The organism is Streptomyces echinoruber (genome assembly GCF_014651135.1).
GTDB lineage: Bacteria > Actinomycetota > Actinomycetes > Streptomycetales > Streptomycetaceae > Streptomyces > Streptomyces echinoruber.
The window spans coordinates 616,778-634,200 of record NZ_BMWH01000001.1 but is presented as its reverse complement, the minus strand read 5'-3'; the positions used below and the strand labels follow the sequence as shown (position 1 = coordinate 634,200).

Annotated in this window: 16 protein-coding genes and 1 pseudogene; 11 read left to right on the top strand and 6 right to left on the bottom strand. The window is 74.4% G+C overall.

What is annotated here, in order from left to right; translation table 11 throughout:
- The first annotated feature begins 15 nt into the window (after nt 1-15).
- The 5 genes from IE225_RS02610 (at nt 16) to IE225_RS33870 (ending at nt 6,042) form a co-directional block, all read left to right on the top strand.
- Entirely contained in the window at nt 16-1,527 is a 1,512-nt protein-coding gene (locus IE225_RS02610; RefSeq protein ID WP_190055609.1) for an AMP-binding protein, read from the top strand.
- Nucleotides 1,524-2,801 carry a condensation domain-containing protein gene (locus tag IE225_RS02605; RefSeq protein ID WP_190055608.1) on the top strand — a complete coding sequence of 426 codons (1,278 nt, stop codon included), beginning with the start codon at nt 1,524-1,526 and terminating at the stop codon, nt 2,799-2,801. The genes IE225_RS02610 and IE225_RS02605 overlap by 4 nt, the downstream gene beginning before the upstream one ends.
- Before the next feature lie 109 nt (nt 2,802-2,910).
- Nucleotides 2,911-3,807, top strand: coding sequence for an NAD(+) diphosphatase (gene nudC, locus IE225_RS02600; RefSeq protein ID WP_229879149.1), 897 nt, complete (start codon nt 2,911-2,913; stop codon nt 3,805-3,807).
- Nucleotides 3,808-3,951: 144 nt separating this feature from the next.
- A complete protein-coding gene (gene gltX, locus IE225_RS02595; protein ID WP_229879184.1) occupies nt 3,952-5,334 on the top strand; it encodes a glutamate--tRNA ligase in 1,383 nt (460 codons plus the stop codon).
- A gap of 150 nt (nt 5,335-5,484) precedes the next feature.
- Complete coding sequence (locus IE225_RS33870; RefSeq protein WP_308432431.1) at nt 5,485-6,042, top strand: MerR family transcriptional regulator; 558 nt, start codon at nt 5,485-5,487, stop codon at nt 6,040-6,042.
- On the opposite strand, the gene IE225_RS02585 is transcribed toward IE225_RS33870, so the two are convergent.
- Both IE225_RS02585 and IE225_RS02580 read right to left on the bottom strand, forming a co-directional pair.
- A complete protein-coding gene (locus IE225_RS02585; RefSeq protein WP_190055605.1) occupies nt 5,993-6,418 on the bottom strand; it encodes a hypothetical protein in 426 nt (141 codons plus the stop codon). The two genes, IE225_RS33870 and IE225_RS02585, sit on opposite strands and share 50 nt — an antisense overlap.
- 19 nt (nt 6,419-6,437) lie before the next feature.
- Nucleotides 6,438-7,130 (bottom strand): helix-turn-helix transcriptional regulator, encoded by a 693-nt coding sequence (locus IE225_RS02580; RefSeq protein ID WP_229879147.1) that lies wholly within the window; start codon nt 7,128-7,130, stop codon nt 6,438-6,440.
- A gap of 143 nt (nt 7,131-7,273) precedes the next feature.
- Here IE225_RS02580 and IE225_RS02575 point away from each other — a divergent pair, with 143 nt between their 5' ends.
- Nucleotides 7,274-7,675 carry a cupin domain-containing protein gene (locus IE225_RS02575; RefSeq protein ID WP_190055603.1) on the top strand — a complete coding sequence of 134 codons (402 nt, stop codon included), beginning with the start codon at nt 7,274-7,276 and terminating at the stop codon, nt 7,673-7,675.
- A 90-nt stretch (nt 7,676-7,765) separates the two neighbouring features.
- On the opposite strand, the pseudogene IE225_RS02570 reads toward IE225_RS02575, so the two are convergent.
- From IE225_RS02570 to IE225_RS02560, 3 genes and pseudogenes are all read right to left on the bottom strand, one after another.
- Nucleotides 7,766-8,238: pseudogene (locus tag IE225_RS02570) on the bottom strand (hypothetical protein).
- A gap of 6 nt (nt 8,239-8,244) precedes the next feature.
- Nucleotides 8,245-8,784, bottom strand: coding sequence for a hypothetical protein (locus IE225_RS02565; protein ID WP_190055602.1), 540 nt, complete (start codon nt 8,782-8,784; stop codon nt 8,245-8,247).
- Nucleotides 8,785-8,852: 68 nt separating this feature from the next.
- Complete coding sequence (locus IE225_RS02560; protein ID WP_190055695.1) at nt 8,853-9,182, bottom strand: MazG-like family protein; 330 nt, start codon at nt 9,180-9,182, stop codon at nt 8,853-8,855.
- A 214-nt stretch (nt 9,183-9,396) separates the two neighbouring features.
- Here IE225_RS02560 and IE225_RS02555 point away from each other — a divergent pair, with 214 nt between their 5' ends.
- The gene (locus IE225_RS02555; RefSeq protein ID WP_190055601.1) at nt 9,397-10,674 is read left to right on the top strand and encodes a D-alanyl-D-alanine carboxypeptidase family protein; all 1,278 of its coding nucleotides are present in this window, start codon (nt 9,397-9,399) and stop codon (nt 10,672-10,674) included.
- A 742-nt stretch (nt 10,675-11,416) separates the two neighbouring features.
- On the opposite strand, the gene IE225_RS02550 is transcribed toward IE225_RS02555, so the two are convergent.
- Complete coding sequence (locus IE225_RS02550; RefSeq protein ID WP_190055600.1) at nt 11,417-12,442, bottom strand: Gfo/Idh/MocA family protein; 1,026 nt, start codon at nt 12,440-12,442, stop codon at nt 11,417-11,419.
- A 106-nt stretch (nt 12,443-12,548) separates the two neighbouring features.
- Here IE225_RS02550 and IE225_RS02545 point away from each other — a divergent pair, with 106 nt between their 5' ends.
- The 4 genes from IE225_RS02545 (at nt 12,549) to IE225_RS02530 (ending at nt 17,270) form a co-directional block, all read left to right on the top strand.
- On the top strand, nt 12,549-14,024 hold the full coding sequence (locus IE225_RS02545) for a multidrug effflux MFS transporter (RefSeq protein WP_190055599.1): 1,476 nt from the start codon (nt 12,549-12,551) through the stop codon (nt 14,022-14,024).
- Between the two features lie 56 nt (nt 14,025-14,080).
- Nucleotides 14,081-15,226 carry a serine hydrolase domain-containing protein gene (locus IE225_RS02540; RefSeq protein WP_229879141.1) on the top strand — a complete coding sequence of 382 codons (1,146 nt, stop codon included), beginning with the start codon at nt 14,081-14,083 and terminating at the stop codon, nt 15,224-15,226.
- Nucleotides 15,227-15,309: 83 nt separating this feature from the next.
- Complete coding sequence (locus IE225_RS02535) at nt 15,310-16,305, top strand: small ribosomal subunit Rsm22 family protein (protein ID WP_190055598.1); 996 nt, start codon at nt 15,310-15,312, stop codon at nt 16,303-16,305.
- 233 nt (nt 16,306-16,538) lie between these two features.
- Nucleotides 16,539-17,270 carry a bifunctional DNA primase/polymerase gene (locus tag IE225_RS02530; RefSeq protein ID WP_190055597.1) on the top strand — a complete coding sequence of 244 codons (732 nt, stop codon included), beginning with the start codon at nt 16,539-16,541 and terminating at the stop codon, nt 17,268-17,270.
- Nucleotides 17,271-17,423: the final 153 nt, after the last annotated feature.

Sequence of the window (17,423 nt, the reverse complement as noted above, 5' to 3'; positions counted from 1 at the left end):
AAGGAGCGGGGACAGATGCACGACGTCGTAAGCGCGATCGCCGAGCAGGTGGGGCGCCGGCCCGCCGCGCCCGCCCTGCGGATCGGCGACCAGGGGTTCACCTACGCCGAGTTGTGGGCGCGGGCCGGTGAGGTCGCCGGATGGCTCGGGCCCGGTCCGGGGCGGGTGGGGCTGCGCTTCGCCAAGGACTTCCCGACCTACGCGGCCTACCTCGGGATCCTGCGGGCCGGCGGGGCCGTGCTGCCGATCAGCACCCGCTGGCCGCAGTCCCGTGTGACGGACATCCTGCGCGAGGCGGCGCCGGCCCTGGTGCTGGTGGACGGCCCCTCGTCCGGCTCCTCCTCCCGTCCCTCCGCCGGCCTTGGCACGGCCGGTGGGACACGGCACCAGCCGCTGACGGACCTCATCGGAGCCGGAGCCCGAGGGGGAGTCGGCGCCCGCGTGCCCGACAGTCCGGCGGCCGCGGACGAGGCGTATCTGCTCTACACCTCCGGCTCCACGGGCAAGCCCAAGGGCGTCCCGGTCACGCACGGGGCCCTGGCCCGGTATTTGACGCACGTCGTCGAGCTGTACGAGCTCGGCCCCGGCTGCCGGATGGCGCAGGCCGCGGACCTGACCTTCGACGCCTCGGTGTTCGAGATGCTGTCGGCGTGGGCGTCGGGCGCGACGGCGGTGGTGGCCGCCCGGCGGGCCTGGCTGAGCCCCGTGCGCTTCCTGCGGGAGTACGGGATCACGCATCTGGACACCGTGCCGTCTGTGATCACCCTCGCCCGCCGTACCCGCTCCCTGACTCCGGGCTCCCTGCCCGAACTGCGCTGGAGCATGTTCGGCGGCGAGCAGTTGACCTACGACGCGGTGTCGGCCTGGCGCGAGGCCGCGCCCGGCAGCGTCATCGAGAACAACTACGGGCCGACGGAACTGACCGGCGTGTGTGCGAACCACCGCCTGCCGCGCGACCCCGCCGACTGGGTTCCCACCGCCAACGGCACGGTTCCGATCGGCCGGGTCTACCCGCACCTGGAGTCGGTCGTGCTGGGAGCCGACGGCACCGCGGCCGACGAGGGCGAGCTGTGCGTGCGCGGCGCCCAGCGCTTCTCCGGGTACGTCGATCCCGCCGACAACGCCGGGCGGTTCCTGCGCGGCGGCCCGCCCTGGACCTCGGTGACGGGGGCCCCCGAGCCCGGCGACTGGTATCGCACGGGCGACCGCGTGCGCCAGGAGCACGGCCTGCTCGTGCACCGGGGCCGGATCGACCGACAGGTCAAGCTGCGCGGCTACCGCGTGGAACTCGACGAGGTGGAGGCCGCGTTGCGCAGTCACCCGGCCGTACGGGAGGCGGCGGTCCTGGTCGCCGACGCACAGCTGGTCGCCGTCTACGTCGCCGACGGTCTCCCGAGCGCCGACCTGAGGAAGCATGCGGCGACCCTGCTGCCCGACTACATGGTCCCCGTCACCTGGCGGTCCATGGACAGCCTGCCGCTCAATCAGAACGGAAAGCTCGACCGCGCAGTCCTGGAGGGCCGATGACGGGCTGGGAAGAAGCGCCCTGCGCCCGCAGCCAGCAACGCTTCCTGCTGGAGGAAGGACTTGCCCCGGGACAGGACGACAACCACGTCGTCCTCGCCTACCTGCTGACCGGGCCGCTCGACCCGGCCGCGCTCGCAGCCGCCTTCGACGACGTCGTACGACGTCACGGCATCCTGCGCACCCTGTACTCCTGGGACGCCGACCCGGGCCCGGTGCAGCGAGAGCTGCCCTTCGACCCGGCCCGCACACCCCTGACCGTGGTGCCGGTGGCCGACACGACGCGTCCGGTATGCGAGATCGCCGCCGAGGTGTGCGCGGACTGGTGGGACCAGCCGTTCGACCTGGAGGGCCGGCCGCCGCTGCGCGCCCGGCTGGCCCGCCTGACCGGATCGTCCTGGCTGTTGTGCCTGAGCCTGCATCACATCGCGTTCGACGGACGGTCCGAACTCGTCCTGATGGCGGACCTCGGCGCCGCCTACCGCGCCCAGAGCGAGGGCCGCACTCCCGACCCGGCTGCCGTACACAGCTACCAGGACTACGCGCGGTGGGAGGCCCGTCGGATCGAGGAGTGGTCGGCGCGTGACATCCCGTTCTGGCGGGATCTGCTCGCCGAGGCGCCGCCCCGGATCCTGCCGGCCCCGAACGCCGCCCAGGCCGGCCGCCGGGAGCACGGGACGGTGCTCGACGCCCCGACGGTCTCCCGGGTGCAGGACGGGATCAGAGCCGCCCGCTCCATCCCGCTGTCGGCCCTGTTGCACGGCACGGCACGCGCGGTGGGACAGGTCTTCGCGGTGGACGACGTGGTGCTCGCCACAATCTCGTCCGGCCGCTTCGAGCGCAGGTACGACGCCGTCGTGGGGTGTTTCGTCAACCCGGTCGTGCTGCCGCTGCGCGAGGTCGGCAAGAGCGACTCCGCCGAGGGCGTCGCACGGGCCAACAGACTGGTGCTGCGGGCGCTGCGCCGCGCCCGCACTCCCTTCGACGAGATCGCCCGCGCCCTGGGCGGCCGCGTCGACGTCGCCGGCTTCTTCGACGTGATGGTGGCGCTCCAGGCGCCGGAGCCGGCCGGGTCCTTCGACGATGCCGAGATCACCTTCCGTCCCGTCCGCGTGCGCGCGCCGCGCGCCGGCTACGGGCTGATCGTCGAGGTGGAGCCCCGGCACGACGGCGCGTGGGCGCTGACCGCGCGCTGGCGGGAGGACCTGGTCGAAGAGGACGCGGGACGGGCGGTCGTCGCCGCCCTTGAGGAGCACCTCATGTCCCTGGGGACGTGACGGCCGCATGCCCGTCGCGGACCGCCGTTGTCGACGCTGATCGGTGGGTATACCCGTGCTCTCTTCCCTCCCTGGTTCGGCCGCGCGGACTTTCCTCGACCGTCTGGCCGTGCGGCGCACGGACGACGCGTGGCTCGCGCGTGCCTGGGACGACCCGGGCACGCGGATCGTCGTTGTGGCCGACGGCCGGGTCCTGGTACGCGACGCCGGAGACGGTGTGGAGCCGGCCTGGGCCGCGCCGTCGGCGGTGTCCGCCGGCGTGCGCGACCACACCTTCCTGACCTTCCTGGGGGCCGACGGCGCGGGGGTGCGCTACTTCGCGACGGGCCCCGACTGCGACACCGGGGCGGTGTTCGAGGGGGTGAGCTGCAGGCCTTCTGACGGAGCGTCCGGTCTGCGTCTTGCGCCCCTGCTGGATCTCATCGGCGAGCTGCCCGCCGACCGGGCCGAACTGGCCGCGTACGCCGTCGCGCTGGACAACTGGCACCGGGCGAACCGCCACTGCGGTCGCTGCGGCGCCGCCACCGCTGTGGTGAGCGCGGGGCACATGCGACGGTGTCCGTCGTGCCGGACGGACCACCGTCCCCGGACGGACCCTGCCGTGATCATGCTGGTCACCGACGAACGGGACCGTGTTCTGCTGGCCCGCCGGGCGCGCGCACCGTACGGCCGCATGTCCCCGCCGGCCGGTTTCGTGGAGCCCGGGGAGACACTCGAACAGGCGGTGGTCAGGGAGTTGATGGAGGAGGTCGGCGTCCCGGTCACCGATGTCACCTACCTCACCAGCCAGCCGTGGCCCTTCCCGGCCGGCCTCATGCTCGCCTTCGCCGCCCGGGCCGTCCGCACGGACGTCACCGTCGACGAGGACGAGATCGTCGCCGCCCGCTGGTTCACCCGTGAGGAACTGGGTGCCCACGTCGCCACCGACACGCTGATCCTGCCTCCGCCCGGTTCGGTCGCCGCCCACCTCGTGGAACGGTGGTACGGGTCGCCGCCGACCAGCTGACGTCCGGGCCAGGGAGGAGCAGCACTGGCCCGTCGGCATGGGGCGATCGTCCCCGCAGGCGTCGGGCGGGGGTCGGGGACTCGGTACGCTGCGGGCATGTCGACTCCTCTCGTCCGTGTGCGTTTCGCCCCTTCCCCGACCGGAATGTTCCATGTCGGCGGGGCTCGGTCCGCTCTCTACAACTGGGCCGTCGCCCGACAGTCCGGCGGCACCTTCGTCCTCCGGATCGAGGACACCGACGCGGCCCGCAACAAGCCGGAGTGGATCGACGGGATCATCGGCGCGCTCGCGTCGATCGGCATCAGCGAGGCCGACCCCGCCTTCGAGGGCCCGTACTTCCAGTCCCGGAACGCGGACCGGCACCGCGATGCCGCCCAGCGGCTCTACTCGGAGGGGAAGGCCTACTACTGCGACTGCACGCGCGAGCAGCTGGAGCGACGGACCGGTTCGCAGCACCTCGGGTACGACGGCTTCTGCCGTGAGCGCGGTCTGGAGTACGCGGAGGGACGCGCACTGCGCTTTCGTACGCCGGACGAGGGCGAGACCGTCGTCGTGGACCTGATCCGGGGCGAGCCGGCCTTCCCCAACTCCGCGATCGAGGACTTCGTGATCGCGCGGGGCGACGGCTCGCCGGTGTTCCTCCTCGCCAACGTCGTCGACGACCTCGACGAAGGCATCACCCAGGTGATCCGCGGCGAGGAGCACCTGTCCAACACCCCCAAGCAGCAGTTGCTGTGGGAGGCGCTCGGGGCGCGACCACCGGTATGGGCGCACCTGCCGGTGATCGTGAACGAGAAGCGGCAGAAACTCTCCAAGCGCCGGGACAAGGTCGCGCTCGAGGACTACCTCGCGGAGGGCTACCTGCCCGAGGCGATGGTGAACTACCTGATGCTGCTGGGCTGGGGACCGGGCGACAACGTCGAGATCCGCCCGTACGAAGAGCTGGAGCGGATGTTCCGCGTCGCGGACGTGAACACCTCCCCGGCCTTCTTCGACGTGAAGAAGCTCACCGCGTTCAACGGCGAGTACATCCGCGCGCTGCCGGCCGACCGGTTCGTCGAGGCGTGCCGGCGGTGGCTGCGGGAGCCGTACGCACCGTGGCGCCCGGAGGCGTACGACGACGGTGTCTTCGCCCGACTGGCACCGCTGGCGCAGACCCGCATCACGGTCCTCAGCGAGATCACCGCGTACGTGGACTGGGCGTTCCTCGAGGAAGCTCCCGAGGACGAGGCGTCGTGGGCCAAGGCGATGAAGCCGGGTGCCGAGGACATCCTCAAGGACGCCCGTGAGCGGTATGCCGACGCCGCCTGGGACACCGACACGCTCAAGGCCGTGCTGGAGGACGTGGCCGCCGCGCACGGGCTCAAGCTGGGCAAGGCGCAGGCGCCGGTACGGGTCGCCGTGATGGGGCGCACCGTCGGCCTGCCGCTGTTCGAGTCCTTGAAGGTGCTTGGACGCGACCGCACCCTGTCCCGACTCGACGCGGCGCTGGCGAAGCTGGCGGGCCGGCCACCGCGGGGCCAATGACGGGCCGCCGGGCCGGGGCGCGTCGGCGGGCCCGTCGATCGAGGACGGTGGCGGATCGGTGATGGCTCGCGTCAACCACCGCGTTCCCGAAGGGAGTCGCCCCTGCGCATCGGAGAACTCGCCCGTGCCACCGGCACCACCACCCGGGCGTTGCGGTACTACGAGGAGCACGGTCTGCTGCACCCCGCACGCCCGCCCAACGGGTACCGGAGCTGTCCGCCCGATGCCGTGGAGGTCGTCGAGAACATCCGCCTGCTCCTCGCCACCGGCCTGACGACCGAGGACCTGCTGCCGCTCGGCACCTGCCTGCGCGACGAGGCGATCGGCGGCCACCGCTGCGACGACCTGGCCGCCGAGGTGGAGGTCTTCGAGCAGCGTCTGGCCGTGATCCAGCGCCGCATCGACGAACTCACGGCCGTGCGCGAGCGGCTTCTCGCTCGGCTGAACGACCCGCGCGGCCGGGGAGCGGCCGCCACCCGGCGCGGGAACTGCTCGGAACGGCGGCCGTGCGGAAACCGGCCGCCGGGCGGCCGAAGAGCGCGTTCAGCAGGGCGGCGTGGATCCGGCGGCGCAAGCCCGGGAAGCGGGACGGATGCCTGCCCGGCGACGCGAACCCGGGGATGGGGACGGGCGCGGGTCCGGTGGACCGGCCGCCGGGTCAGGCGATCAGCAGGCCGATCCCCAGTGCCAGCAGCACCCCGACCTTGACGACCTCCGCCGCGACGTACCACAGGTGGGCGCGGGAGCGGGGGAGGTCCTCGCCGGCCAGGACCCGGTCGGAGCGGCGGTTCAGGACCGGCCGGATCGCGGCCAGTTGCAGGACGAGCAGCGCCGCCGCGGCGACAGTCAGCCAGGCGGTCGGCACCGACGTGCCGCCGGCCACCAGCAGGGCGGCCAGCGCGGCGCACAGCGCGGTCTCCACGGCGTTCAGCGCGCGGAAGACCAGCCGGCCGATGCCCAGCCCGAGCGGGATGGTCACGCCCGGGGCACGGAACTTCAGTGGTGCCTCCAGGAACGAGATGGCCAGCACCATCCCGAGCCAGACGAAGGTGACCGCGCCGGCGGCGCCTGACGTGGCGTTCATGCGGGGGGAGCCTTTCTGCTCAGGCGGGGGACGAGACCTCGTCCAGGTGGGCGAGGCAGGAGTCCGGGGTGGCGAACCGGTCCAGCCGGCCGGCGGTCAGCGGCGCGCCCAGTTCCGCCAACGCCCCCTGCATCAGGCCCAGATGGACGGAGCAGACCAACTGGCCGTACTCCTCCGCCAGTTCCAGGAAGGGGCAGTGCCGCAGCCGGATGCGTCGCGGGGCCCGGCCGTCGTCGCCCTCGGGCGCCGGGTCGAAGCCGAGGTCGGCGAGGAGGCCGGTGAGACGGGCGGCGGCCTGCCGGTCCGTGGGGCGGCGGAAGGGCGGCTCGGGGCCGACCAGGTAACGGCCCCAGGCGCGGCCGGCCTCCAGGGCGGCCGCCTGCGCGCCGTCACCGGCCGACGCCAGATGGCTGAGCAGGATCCGGGCCAGGAGGTGGTAGCTGCGCGCGCCGTCGCGGTTCATGCCGGGGCGCGGGGCGTACACGGTGCGGGGGCGGCCGGGGCCGGCCGGCTCGTCGGTGCGCCGCTCGATGCGGCCCTCGGCGAGGAGCGCGTCCAGGTGAAAGCGCACGGTGTTGGGGTGGACGCCGATCCGCGCCGCCACCTCCGCGACCCCCAGCGGGGTCGACGCGGCGCGCAGCACGTCCAGCACCTCGCGGCGGCGCGGGCTCTCCCGCGAACTTTCCTGCGGGCTCTCCCGCACGGTCGACACGTCCGCTCCTCTCCTCTCCCGGCCGGCGGGTCGGTCGAAGGACCGGCCGAAGGACCGGCCGAAGGACCGGCCGGCGGACCCGGACTCGGGTTTCTCCAAATCGTACATGTAATAATCGGCGCCGAAGGGAAGGTGTGAGGCGGATGACTTCCTGGGACGTCCGGGCCCTGAGCGAGAGCGGCCACGACAACGGCGCCGCGGCCACGGTGCTGTGGAAACTCGCCGACAGCGGGCGCCAGCTCGACGCCAACCTCGTGCGGCTGCGGCCGGACGAGCGCATCGCCCGGCACACCGAGACCGACCTGGACGTGCTGCTCCTCGTGGTCGCCGGTGACGGCCTGGTCGGCACCGGCGCGGCGGACGAGCCGCAGCGGGTGGCCGAGGGCGGGCTGCTGTGGCTGCCGCGGGGGACCACCCGTAGCATCACCGCGGGCCCCGGCGGCCTGACCTACCTCACCGTGCACCGCCGCCGCCCCGGCATGACCATCGGCCACCGCCCGGCCGCAGCCGCGGAGAACGCGGCGGAGCCGGAGACCGATGCCTGAACGGCCCCGGCCCGGCCATCGCCCCGGTGTCACTCCGCCGCGTCCGCGCTCCGTTCGTCCCGGCGGCTCCGGCTGCCTTTCCGCACGCCGTCAGCGGACCGGGCCCCGCTCATCGACGAGGAGGTCGGGCGTTCCCAGGAACACGTCGGCAGTGACCGGTCCGTAGGCGACGTTGAACGTGTCCAGCCAGTAGGACCAGTCCCGGGTGCCCAGGTGCTGCTGAAGCGGTAATTCAGCTGCCAACGCACCCACTGTCCGGGAACGAGCCGCACGGCCGGCGGGCGTCTTGGCCGCGGCGGCAGGGCGCACAAGGGCTGCACGCGTGGGAAGACCCGCAGCCGCCCCTCGGTTTCACGGAGCTGGAGGTCGACCGTGCCCAGGTCCCCGAGGCTGCCGTGTGGCCGGAAGCCGTCCTCCTCGCGCATGCGCACGACGTGCACGAGTGGCCTCGGAGCGTCGGGAAGGGAGAACCCGATCGGGGCGGCGTTCCGGCGGGCGGCGCCCTCCCCGCCCCGGGACCGCTTGGTCCACGACGTCCGTACCCACTGCGCGACGATCTCCATGCCGCCTCACTTCCCGCTCGTCCCGCCGATGATCTCGCGATAGTGGCGGCGCCGGCGGGCCAGCGTCCGGGCGACCTCCTCGTCCGTTGTGCGGGACATCTTCCCGAGGTGGTCCAGGAGGTTGTCCCGCCGGGGATGTCCGGAGTCCTCGACGTACTGCGTGGTGGCGGCCACCCCGGCCGCGAGCAGCAGGTGGTGGGGAAGGCCGCACCAGGTGTCGAAACTCCCGCAGACGGCCTCCCACAGGATCCAGACGTCCTCCACGCGGCGCTCCTCGGCGACCCGCAGGGCGGCGAGTTCGATGGAGTGGTTGAAGCCCCAGGAGTGCCGGTGCCACCGCGTCTCCTGGACCAGCAGGAACCGGGCGAAATCCCCGTCCCCGGGGGCGGGTTCCCGGACCAGGGCGTGGAGGACCTGCTGCCTGTCCTCCCAGCAGGCGTCGACCGGCAGCCCGTCCCCGTCGTACCGCCCGTCGAACTCCAGAAGCTCCCATCGCTCGGGATCCTCCCGCCACCAGGACGGTTCGGGAACGGCGGAACGGCTCATCGGCTCAACTTCCGTGCGGGAGGAGGCGGGCTGACGTCATCACACAGTGTGCGCCACCACCCCCGGCGTCACTCCGTCGCGTCCGTCACCGTCCCGCCGGCCAGGGAGCGCCGGGTGACCCGGTCCAGGTGGTGGGCGAAGACGTCCCGGGCGTCGGGGGTGAGCATGCGCAGCGCCACCAGCGCGGTGACGGCGATGTCGCACAGCTCTGCCTCGACGTCCTGCCAGGTGTGGCTGACGCCCTTGCGCGGGTTGTGGCCCAGCGCGCCGATCACCGCCGCGGTCGCCTCGCCGACCTCCTCCGGCAGCTTCAACAGGCGCAGCAGCAGATCCTCGTGCCCGCCGCGCGTCCGGTGGGCGGTCAGCCAGGCGTACAGCGCGTCGATGCGGTCCCACAGGTCGGCGGGTGCGGAGAGGGTGTGGCGGGTGCGAGGGCGGCATCGGGAGTATCGGGCCCGGTGGGTGCGGCGGCTCCGGCGGGCGCGGCGGTGAGCGCGGCCGGGACCGGCCAGCCGCGGTTGGTGTCGGTTCAAGGATGGTTGGCGGAACTTTTGATCTTGTTTTGGGGCCCCGCGGTGGGCGGGCGCGGCGGCGCTCGGTACGGTCCCGGGCGTGTGTGATGCGACGACCCCGTTGTCCCGACGTGCCCTCCTCGGCCTGACCGCCGCCGCGCTGCCGTGCGCCGCGGCCGCCCCCGCCGCCGCGACGTCCGTCGTCGGCGGGGAGCGGCTGGCCCGTGACGGCGTGCAGGTGCGCGGGGCCGGCGGCCTGCCCACGAAGCTGACCGCCCGGTCCTGGCTGGTCGCCGACCACGACACCGGCGAGGTGCTGGCCGCCTGCCGTGCCCACCGGCTGCTGGCACCCGCGTCCACGTTGAAGATGCTGTTCGCCGACACCGTGCTGCCCAAGCTCGACCCGGACCGGCGGTACACCGTCACCGCCGCGGACCTGGCCGGGATACCGGCCGGCTCCAGCCTCGTCGGCATCCGGCCCGGCGTCACCTACACGGTGCGGCAGTTGTGGCAGGGCGTGTTCCTGCGCTCCGGCAACGACGCCGTGCACGTGCTCGCCCGCCTCAACGGCGGCATCGAGAAGACGGTCGCCGAGATGCAGTCCCGGGCCATCGACCTGCAGGCCCTCGACACCCACGTGGTCAGCCCGGACGGCTACGACCACCGCGGGCAGTTGTCCTCGGCGTACGACCTGACGCTGTTCGCCCGCCACGGCCTGCGGAACGCCGACTTCCGCGCCTACTGCGCCACGCGGACCGCCGACTTCCCGGCCGGCGGGAAGAAGACGTTCCAGATCCAGAACACCGACCGGCTGCTGACCGGCGTGTGGGGCCTGAAGCCGTACCCGGGGCTGATCGGGGTGAAGAACGGCTACACCAGCCACGCCGGGAACACCTTCACCGGCGCGGCCGCGCGCGGCGGCCGCACCCTGCTGGTCACCGTGATGCATCCGGGCAACGCCGTGAACGCGGTGTACGAGGAGGCGGCCGCGCTGCTCGACTGGGGCTTCGGCGCCGGGCGTTCGGCCAAGGCGGTCGGGACGCTGGTGGAGCCGCTGAGCGAGGGCGGGGCCACGGCGGTTCCGACGCCGGCGCGCCGCACGGCGCGGGCGGCGGCCGGGGCGCCGGGCACGGCCGGGCCGTCGTCCTGGCGGCTGCTGGAGGGCGCCGGGTACACCACGGCGCTGCTCGCGGGCGGCGTGTGGATGCTGCGCCGGCGGTGGCGCGCGGCGGCCGCGGCGCGGGCGGAGCAGCCGGGGCGGCAGGGACGGCAGGGACGGCCGAGGCGACCGCAGCAGTCGGATCAGCCGAAGCAGCCGAAGCAGCCGGAGCAGCCGGAGCAGTCGGACCGGCAGGGCGGGGGACGGCACCGGCGCTGAACGGCAGCGCCGGTGAAGGGCGACAGCGACAACGGCGCTGAACGGCAACGTCGTTGAACGGCGGGCCGGTTCGCCGAGGACGGTGCGGAAACAGGCCTTCCGGTCTGTTCGCGTGGCGCCGACGTGCAGGCATGGGGCAGCCGTTCCACGCACCGGTTGCGTACCCCGCGCCCTCGCGCCGGGTCCACCCCCTGCCGGTGCCGTGGAACGGCTGCCGTCCCCCCTCGGGCCGGTCTGCGAAAGACCGCTCCTCCAACTGTGAAGCTCTCGTGGAGGAGATGACGAGCATAAGCCCGTCACCGGCCGGAATGCCATGGAGTTGAGCATTCCGTTTGTGTGGAAGGGGGTCGCGCGGGTGTGGCTGAGTTCGTTCGGTCCCGTCCCGCGCACGACGTCGTGGTCGTCATTCCCGTCGCGAACAGCGCGTTCGCCGTCGCCGACGGCTGCGCTGTGCGCCGCGCGCCGAGTCGGCGGCGTCCCGCGCCGATTACGGGGTGACTTCCCCGTTTGCCTGCGCCGCGCCGACCCGCGGCCGGGACGTGGCCGGTCGTGGACGAGGTATGGCCGGTCGTGGACGAGGTATGGCCGGTCCACAACCGGTCCGCGGGTGTGCGGGTTCGCGGCGCGCGGCTCTCACCCGATGTCCGAAGTCCGCAGACGCGCAGCCGGTCCACCGGGCCGCCGAGGGCACCGAGCCGCCGGGGCACCGGGCTGCCGGGCCGCCGACCCGCCGGGGTTGGGTTCACACCAGCGTCGGCTCCGCCGCGCGGGGCTCCTCGCCGGGGTAGCGGACGCCGACGCGGTCCCGTATCGCGTCCAGTGTCCGCATCACCGCCAGCGTGCCTTCCAGCGGCACCAGCGGGGACTCCGTCTCGCCGGCCCGCAGGGCCCGCATCACCTCCCGCGCCTCGTGCCGCAGGCTGGTGCGCGGCCCGTCGGCCGGGTCGGCGGCGAACTCCTGCGGCTCGCGCCCGTCGCGGTGCAGCACGAACCGGTCGGGGTGGAAGAAGCCGGACGGTACGTCGATGCGGCCCTCGGAGCCGGTGACGGAGGCGGTGGTGGCGGTGCCGCCGACGATCGAGCAGTGCACGGAGGCCAGCGCGCCGCTCTCCCAGGACAGCAGCGCGCCCGTCTGCACATCGACGCCCTCCGGCGACAGCACCGCCCGCGCGGTGACGTCCGTCGGCTCGCCCAGCAGCAACTGCGCGAACGCCACCGGGTACACGCCCAGGTCGAGCAGCGCGCCGCCGCCGAGCGCCGGGTCGCGCAGCCGGTGCGCCGGCGGGAACGGGCCGGACAGCCCGAAGTCGGCGTGCACGGTGCGGACCTCGCCGATCGCGCCGTCGTCGACCAGGGCCTTCAGGCGCCGCACGAGCGGATTGCAGTACATCCACATCGCCTCCATCAGGAAGCGCCCGTGCTCGCGGGCGAGGGCGACCAGTTCCTCGGCCTGACGCACGTTCAGCGTGAACGGCTTCTCGCACAGCACGTTGCGGCCCGCCTCCAGGCACAGCCCGGCCGCCGCCCGGTGCGCCGCGTGCGGTGTGGCGACGTAGACGACGTCGATGTCCTCGTCCCGCGCGAGCGCCTCCCAGTCGCCGTAGGCCCGCGGCACGCCGAACCGCTCCGCGAACGCCCGTGCCGCCTCCCGGGTGCGCGAGGCCACCGCCACCAACTCGGCGTCCGGCAGGTCCACCAGGTCCGCGGCGAACGCGGCCGCGATCCCGCCCGTCGCCAGGACACCCCACCGCACGCCGGCCTCCGCCATCCCCGTCCCACCCCTCGATCACGTCGATCACGCGTCCCGACACCGTGTACGAGCTGAGAGCATAGGGGGCGCACGTTTTCGCGAGGGAGGTCACAAGGGAGGTCACATGCCCGAGGGAGGGGCGCCCCTACCGCACGCGGCACCGACGGCCGCGTCCGCCGCCGCAGCGCCGTCCCCGCGTCCCCCGCTGCGCACCGGCCTGCTCGTCACCCTGGTCCTCGGCGGCCTGACCGCCACACCCCCGCTCGCGATGGACATGTACCTGCCGTCGCTGCCGGAGGTCACCCGCTCCCTGCACGCGCCCGCCGCGACCGTGCAGCTCACCCTCACCGCCTGCCTGGCCGGCATGGCGCTCGGGCAGCTCGTCGTCGGCCCGATGAGCGACCGCTGGGGGCGTCGCCGCCCGCTGCTGGCCGGCATCGCCGTCTACCTCCTGGCCACCGCGCTGTGCGCCGTCGCGCCCACCGTGGAGCTCCTGGTCGCCCTCCGGTTCGCGCAGGGCCTGGCCGGCGCCGCCGGCATCGTCATCGCCCGGGCCGTCGTGCGCGACCTGTACGACGGCCCGGCCATGGCGCGCTTCTTCTCCACCCTCATGCTGATCTCCGGTGTCGCGCCGATCGTCGCCCCGCTCGTCGGCGGCCAGATCCTGCGGGTGACGGACTGGCGGGGCGTCTTCGTCGTCCTCACCGGCGTCGGCCTGCTGCTGGGCGCCCTGGTGTGGACCAGGCTGCCGGAGACGCTGCCGCCGCACGGGCGGCACGGCGGCGGGACGGGGGAGGCGCTGCGCTCCATGCGCCGGCTGCTGGCCGACCGGCCCTTCACCGGATACGTCCTGGCGGGCGGCTTCGCCTTCGCCGCGCTGTTCGCATACATTGCCGCCTCGCCGTTCGTGATCCAGGAGATCTACGGCGCCTCCCCGCAGACCTACAGCCTGCTGTTCGGCCTCAACTCCGTCGGCCTGGTGGTCGCCGGGCAGGTCAACGGCAAGGTGCTCGTCGGCCGGGTCCGCCTGGACCGGGTGCTGGCCTGCGGCCTGGCCGCCATCGCGCTCGCCGCGGCCGCGCTGCTGCTCATGGCCTGCGGAGCGCTCGGCCGGGTCGGGCTCGCGCCCGTGGCCGCCGCGCTGTTCGTGCTGATGTCGGCGATGGGCTTCACCCTGCCCAACACACAGACGCTCGCCCTGACGCGCACCCGGCACGCCGCCGGCTCCGCCTCCGCGCTGCTGGGCACCACCTCCTTCCTCATCGGCGCGGTCGCCTCCCCGCTGGTCGGCGTGGCCGGGGAGACCACCGCGGTGCCGATGGCCGTGGTCCAACTGGCGGCCGCGCTGGCGGCGCTGGCCTGTTTCGTGGGAATGTGCCGTCCCCGCAGGGCCGGAACCGGCACCCGGAGCCGCACCGGCACCGGCGACGACGGGCCGGCGGACGGGGGCACTCCCCGCCCGAGCGCGGCCGAGAGTGCGGGGGACGAGAATTCGGGGGACGAGACTGCGGGGAACGAAACCGCGCGGGACGAAACCGCGCGGGACGAAACCGCGCGGGACGAAACCGCGCGGGACGAGACTGCGGGAGAGAAGAGCTGAGCGCGCCGAGACTGCGTGACGGCGGCCCCGAGCGGGCCGGACTCGACCCCGGCGAGATGCGGCACCTCGTGCGCGAGGTCCGCGCCCTCACCACCGGTGAACGCCCCTGGGCACCCGGCGCCGTCGTGGTCGCCGGGCGCGGCCCGGTCGTCGCGGTGGCGGAGGCGGCCGGCTGGGCCGTGCGCTACGCCCGCTACGACCCCGACACCGGCCGGGGCGTGGAACTGCCGCCCGCGCAGTGGGTGCCGGTGACCGTCGACACCCCCTTCGACCTCGCCTCCCTGACCAAGCTGTTCACCGCGGTCGCCGCCGTGCAGCAGATCGAGCGCGGCACCCTGGGCATCGACGCCCGCGTCGGCGCCTACCTGCCCGATTTCCGCGGCGTCGCCGCCCACGGCGTGACCGTGCGCCAGCTGCTCACCCACACCTCCGGCCTGCGGCCCGAACTGCCGCTGTACGACTGCGCCGACGACGCCGAGCGGCTGGCGCGGCTGCGGGCCGAGGAACCGGTGGGGGAGCCGGGCGGCGCCTTTTGCTACTCCGACCTGAACATGCTGCTGCTCCAGCACGTCCTGGAGCGCATCACCGGCCGCCGCCTCGACGCCCTCGTGCGCGACGGCATCACCCGCCCGCTGGGCATGACGGCCACCCGCTTCGGCCCCTGCCCCGGCGCCGCGGCCACCGAGGACCAGCGGCGGCCCTGGGCCAAGGCGGACCGGGGCATGCTGCGCGGCGAGGTCCACGACGAGAACGCCTGGGCGCTGGGCGGGGTGGCCGGCCACGCCGGGCTGTTCGGCACGGCACGGGACCTGGCGGTGTTCTGCCGCGCCCTGCTCGCGGGCGGTGCCTACGGCCCCGCCCGCATCCTCGGCCCCGACTTCGTCGAGCTCCTGCTCACCCCGCCCGGCCTGGGCTTCGCCCTGGACCAGCCCTGGTTCATGGGCGAACTCGCCGGCCGGGGAGCCGCCGGCCACACCGGCTTCACCGGCACCTCCCTGGTCCTGGACCCGGCCACCGACACCTTCCTCGTCCTGCTCACCAACCGGGTGCACCCGGTACGGCGCCCCCCGGACGGCGCGGGCGGCGCGGACAGCCGTCCCCGCGCGGCGGCGGCGACGCGGCTGGCCCGGGCGGTGCGCCGGGGAGCGCCGCCCGTCCGCCGGGGCGCCGCCCGGACGGACGGGCGGGCCGGCGGCACCTGAGAGAGACGGGCAGGGCGCCGCCCGGACGGACGGGCGGCCCGGCGGCACCTGAGAGCCCCGGCGGCACCTGAGAGAATCGAGCCGTGAACGTCTCCCCACCGGCCGCCGACCTCCTGCGCACCACCCTCGACGGGCTGCTCGACGGGCTGCCCCCGAAGCGGGCGGCGGCCGCGGTGGAGCGGCTGATCACCCACTACCGGGGGACGACGCCGACGGACGCGCCGGTGCTGCGGGACCGGGCGGACGCGGTGGCGTACGCCGCCTACCGCATGCCGGCGACGTTCCAGGCCGTGCGGGCCGCGCTGGCGGCGTTCGCGCGGGCCGTGCCGGACTTCACGCCCGCCGGGCACGTCGACGTCGGCGGCGGCACCGGCGCCGCCACCTGGGCGGTCGCCGAGACCTGGGCGGGCGCCCGGCCGGTGACGGTGCTGGACTGGGCCGAGTCCGCGCTCGCCCTGGGCCGGGAGATCGCCGCCGCCCACCCGGCGCTGGCCGCCGTCCGCTGGCAGCGGGCCCGCATCGGCACGGCGCTCGCCCTGGACCCCACCGACCTGGTCACCGTCTCCTACGTGCTCGGCGAGCTCACCGACGCCGACCGCGCGGCCGTCGTCGACGCGGCCGCGGCCGCCGCGCGGGCCGTGGTGATCGTCGAGCCGGGCACCCCGGACGGCTACGCGCGTATCGTCGCGGCCCGCGACCGCCTGGCCGGCGCCGGTTTCCGTATCGCCGCGCCCTGCCCGCACGGCGCCGCCTGCCCCATCGCCCCCGGCGGCGACTGGTGCCACTTCGCGGCCCGCGTCGCCCGCTCCTCCCTGCACCGGCAGGTCAAGGGCGGCTCGCTGCCGTACGAGGACGAGAAGTACGCCTACGTCGCCGCCACCCGCCTGTCGGCCGCCCCCGCTCCCGCGCGCGTCGTGCGCCACCCGCAGGTGCGCAAGGGCCAGGTCCTGCTCGACCTGTGCGAGGCCGACGGCGCGCTGCGCCGCCGCACGGTCACCAAGCGCCACGGCGACCTGTACAAGGCCGCCCGTGACGCCGCCTGGGGCGATCCCTGGCCGCCGCGGGACGGGCCGGCGTGAGGGGCCTTTCGCCCGTGTCCCGGGCGCCCCAGGCCAAATCCCGGTAAAGCGGAACCCGACAAAAGGGAAAAACGGGAGGAAGTCGGTCTCGTTTTGTGGTGCGGGGTACCCGTCAGTGCCTGTCCAAGACGTCGGCTCCGCTCCCCCCGGGCGCAGGATGGTGGGACCATAGGGCATGCTGGACCGCACAACGGCGAGGCACCACGGGGACGGACGGGGACAGAAGGGGATAGATGAGCGCGGACTTCGGCGGCCGTTCGGGCCGGCAGGGAAAACTCTCGCGGTGGCTGTTCAAACGCCGCCCGAAGGAGACCGCCGGGGACGGCGGCCGGGAGGCCCTGCTGCTCGCCGCCGCCGCCGCGGGACTGCCCCTGGCGCCCGCCGCGCACCCCGCCGGCTACATGTGTTCCTGTGACCGCGTCGGCTGTCCCAGCCCCGCCCGGCACCCGGTGTCGTTCGCCTGGCAGACGCAGTCCACCACCGACCGCGCGCAGATCGAGCGCTGGGCCCGGCACCAGCCGCAGGCCAACTTCATCACCGCCACCGGCATGGTGCACGACGTCCTCGACGTGCCCCTGCAGGCGGGCCGCGAGGCCCTTCAGCGGCTGCTCGCCGACGGCGTCGAGGTCGGCCCGGTCGCCGAGAGCGACGACGGCCGCATGTACTTCTTCACCCTCACCCGCGGCACCCCCGAGGACGAGGACGAGTGGTGGCCGTGCGAACTGGACTGCCACCCCGAGACGATGGACGAGCATCCCGGTCTGCGCTGGCACTGCCGCGGCTCCTACGTCCTCGTACCGCCCGCCCGGCTGCCCGGTGACGGGCTGAGCGTGCACTGGGTGCGCGGCCCCGAGCACGCGCTGCCCGACCCGCTCAGCCTGCTGGAGCACCTCACCGACGCCTGCGCCCGGCACGTCGGCACGGAGACCGACCACGCGGCCGCGAACTGGCCCCTGCACCACTGACGACGGCGCCCGCACGGCTCCTGAGGAGGGACTCCTGAGGAGGGACGGAGACGGCCCCGAGGGGGAGCGTGGCGGCGCTTCGAGGAGGGACCGGGGAGGGACGGACCGCGCGGACGGCTCCGGCCCCCGCACCTGCTCCCCCCGGCGCCTGTC

Coding starts and splice junctions, on each gene's coding strand:
- IE225_RS02610 (WP_190055609.1), top strand. CDS start 16: ATGCACGACGTCGTAAGCGCGATCGCCGAGCAGGTGGGGCGCCGGCCC.
- IE225_RS02605 (WP_190055608.1), top strand. CDS start 1,524: ATGACGGGCTGGGAAGAAGCGCCCTGCGCCCGCAGCCAGCAACGCTTC.
- gltX (WP_229879184.1), top strand. CDS start 3,952: ATGTTCCATGTCGGCGGGGCTCGGTCCGCTCTCTACAACTGGGCCGTC.
- IE225_RS02585 (WP_190055605.1), bottom strand. CDS start 6,418: ATGAACGCCACGTCAGGCGCCGCCGGCGCGGTCACCTTCGTCTGGCTC.
- IE225_RS02575 (WP_190055603.1), top strand. CDS start 7,274: ATGACTTCCTGGGACGTCCGGGCCCTGAGCGAGAGCGGCCACGACAAC.
- IE225_RS02565 (WP_190055602.1), bottom strand. CDS start 8,784: ATGAGCCGTTCCGCCGTTCCCGAACCGTCCTGGTGGCGGGAGGATCCC.
- IE225_RS02550 (WP_190055600.1), bottom strand. CDS start 12,442: ATGGCGGAGGCCGGCGTGCGGTGGGGTGTCCTGGCGACGGGCGGGATC.
- IE225_RS02545 (WP_190055599.1), top strand. CDS start 12,549: ATGCCCGAGGGAGGGGCGCCCCTACCGCACGCGGCACCGACGGCCGCG.
- IE225_RS02540 (WP_229879141.1), top strand. CDS start 14,081: ATGCGGCACCTCGTGCGCGAGGTCCGCGCCCTCACCACCGGTGAACGC.
- IE225_RS02530 (WP_190055597.1), top strand. CDS start 16,539: ATGAGCGCGGACTTCGGCGGCCGTTCGGGCCGGCAGGGAAAACTCTCG.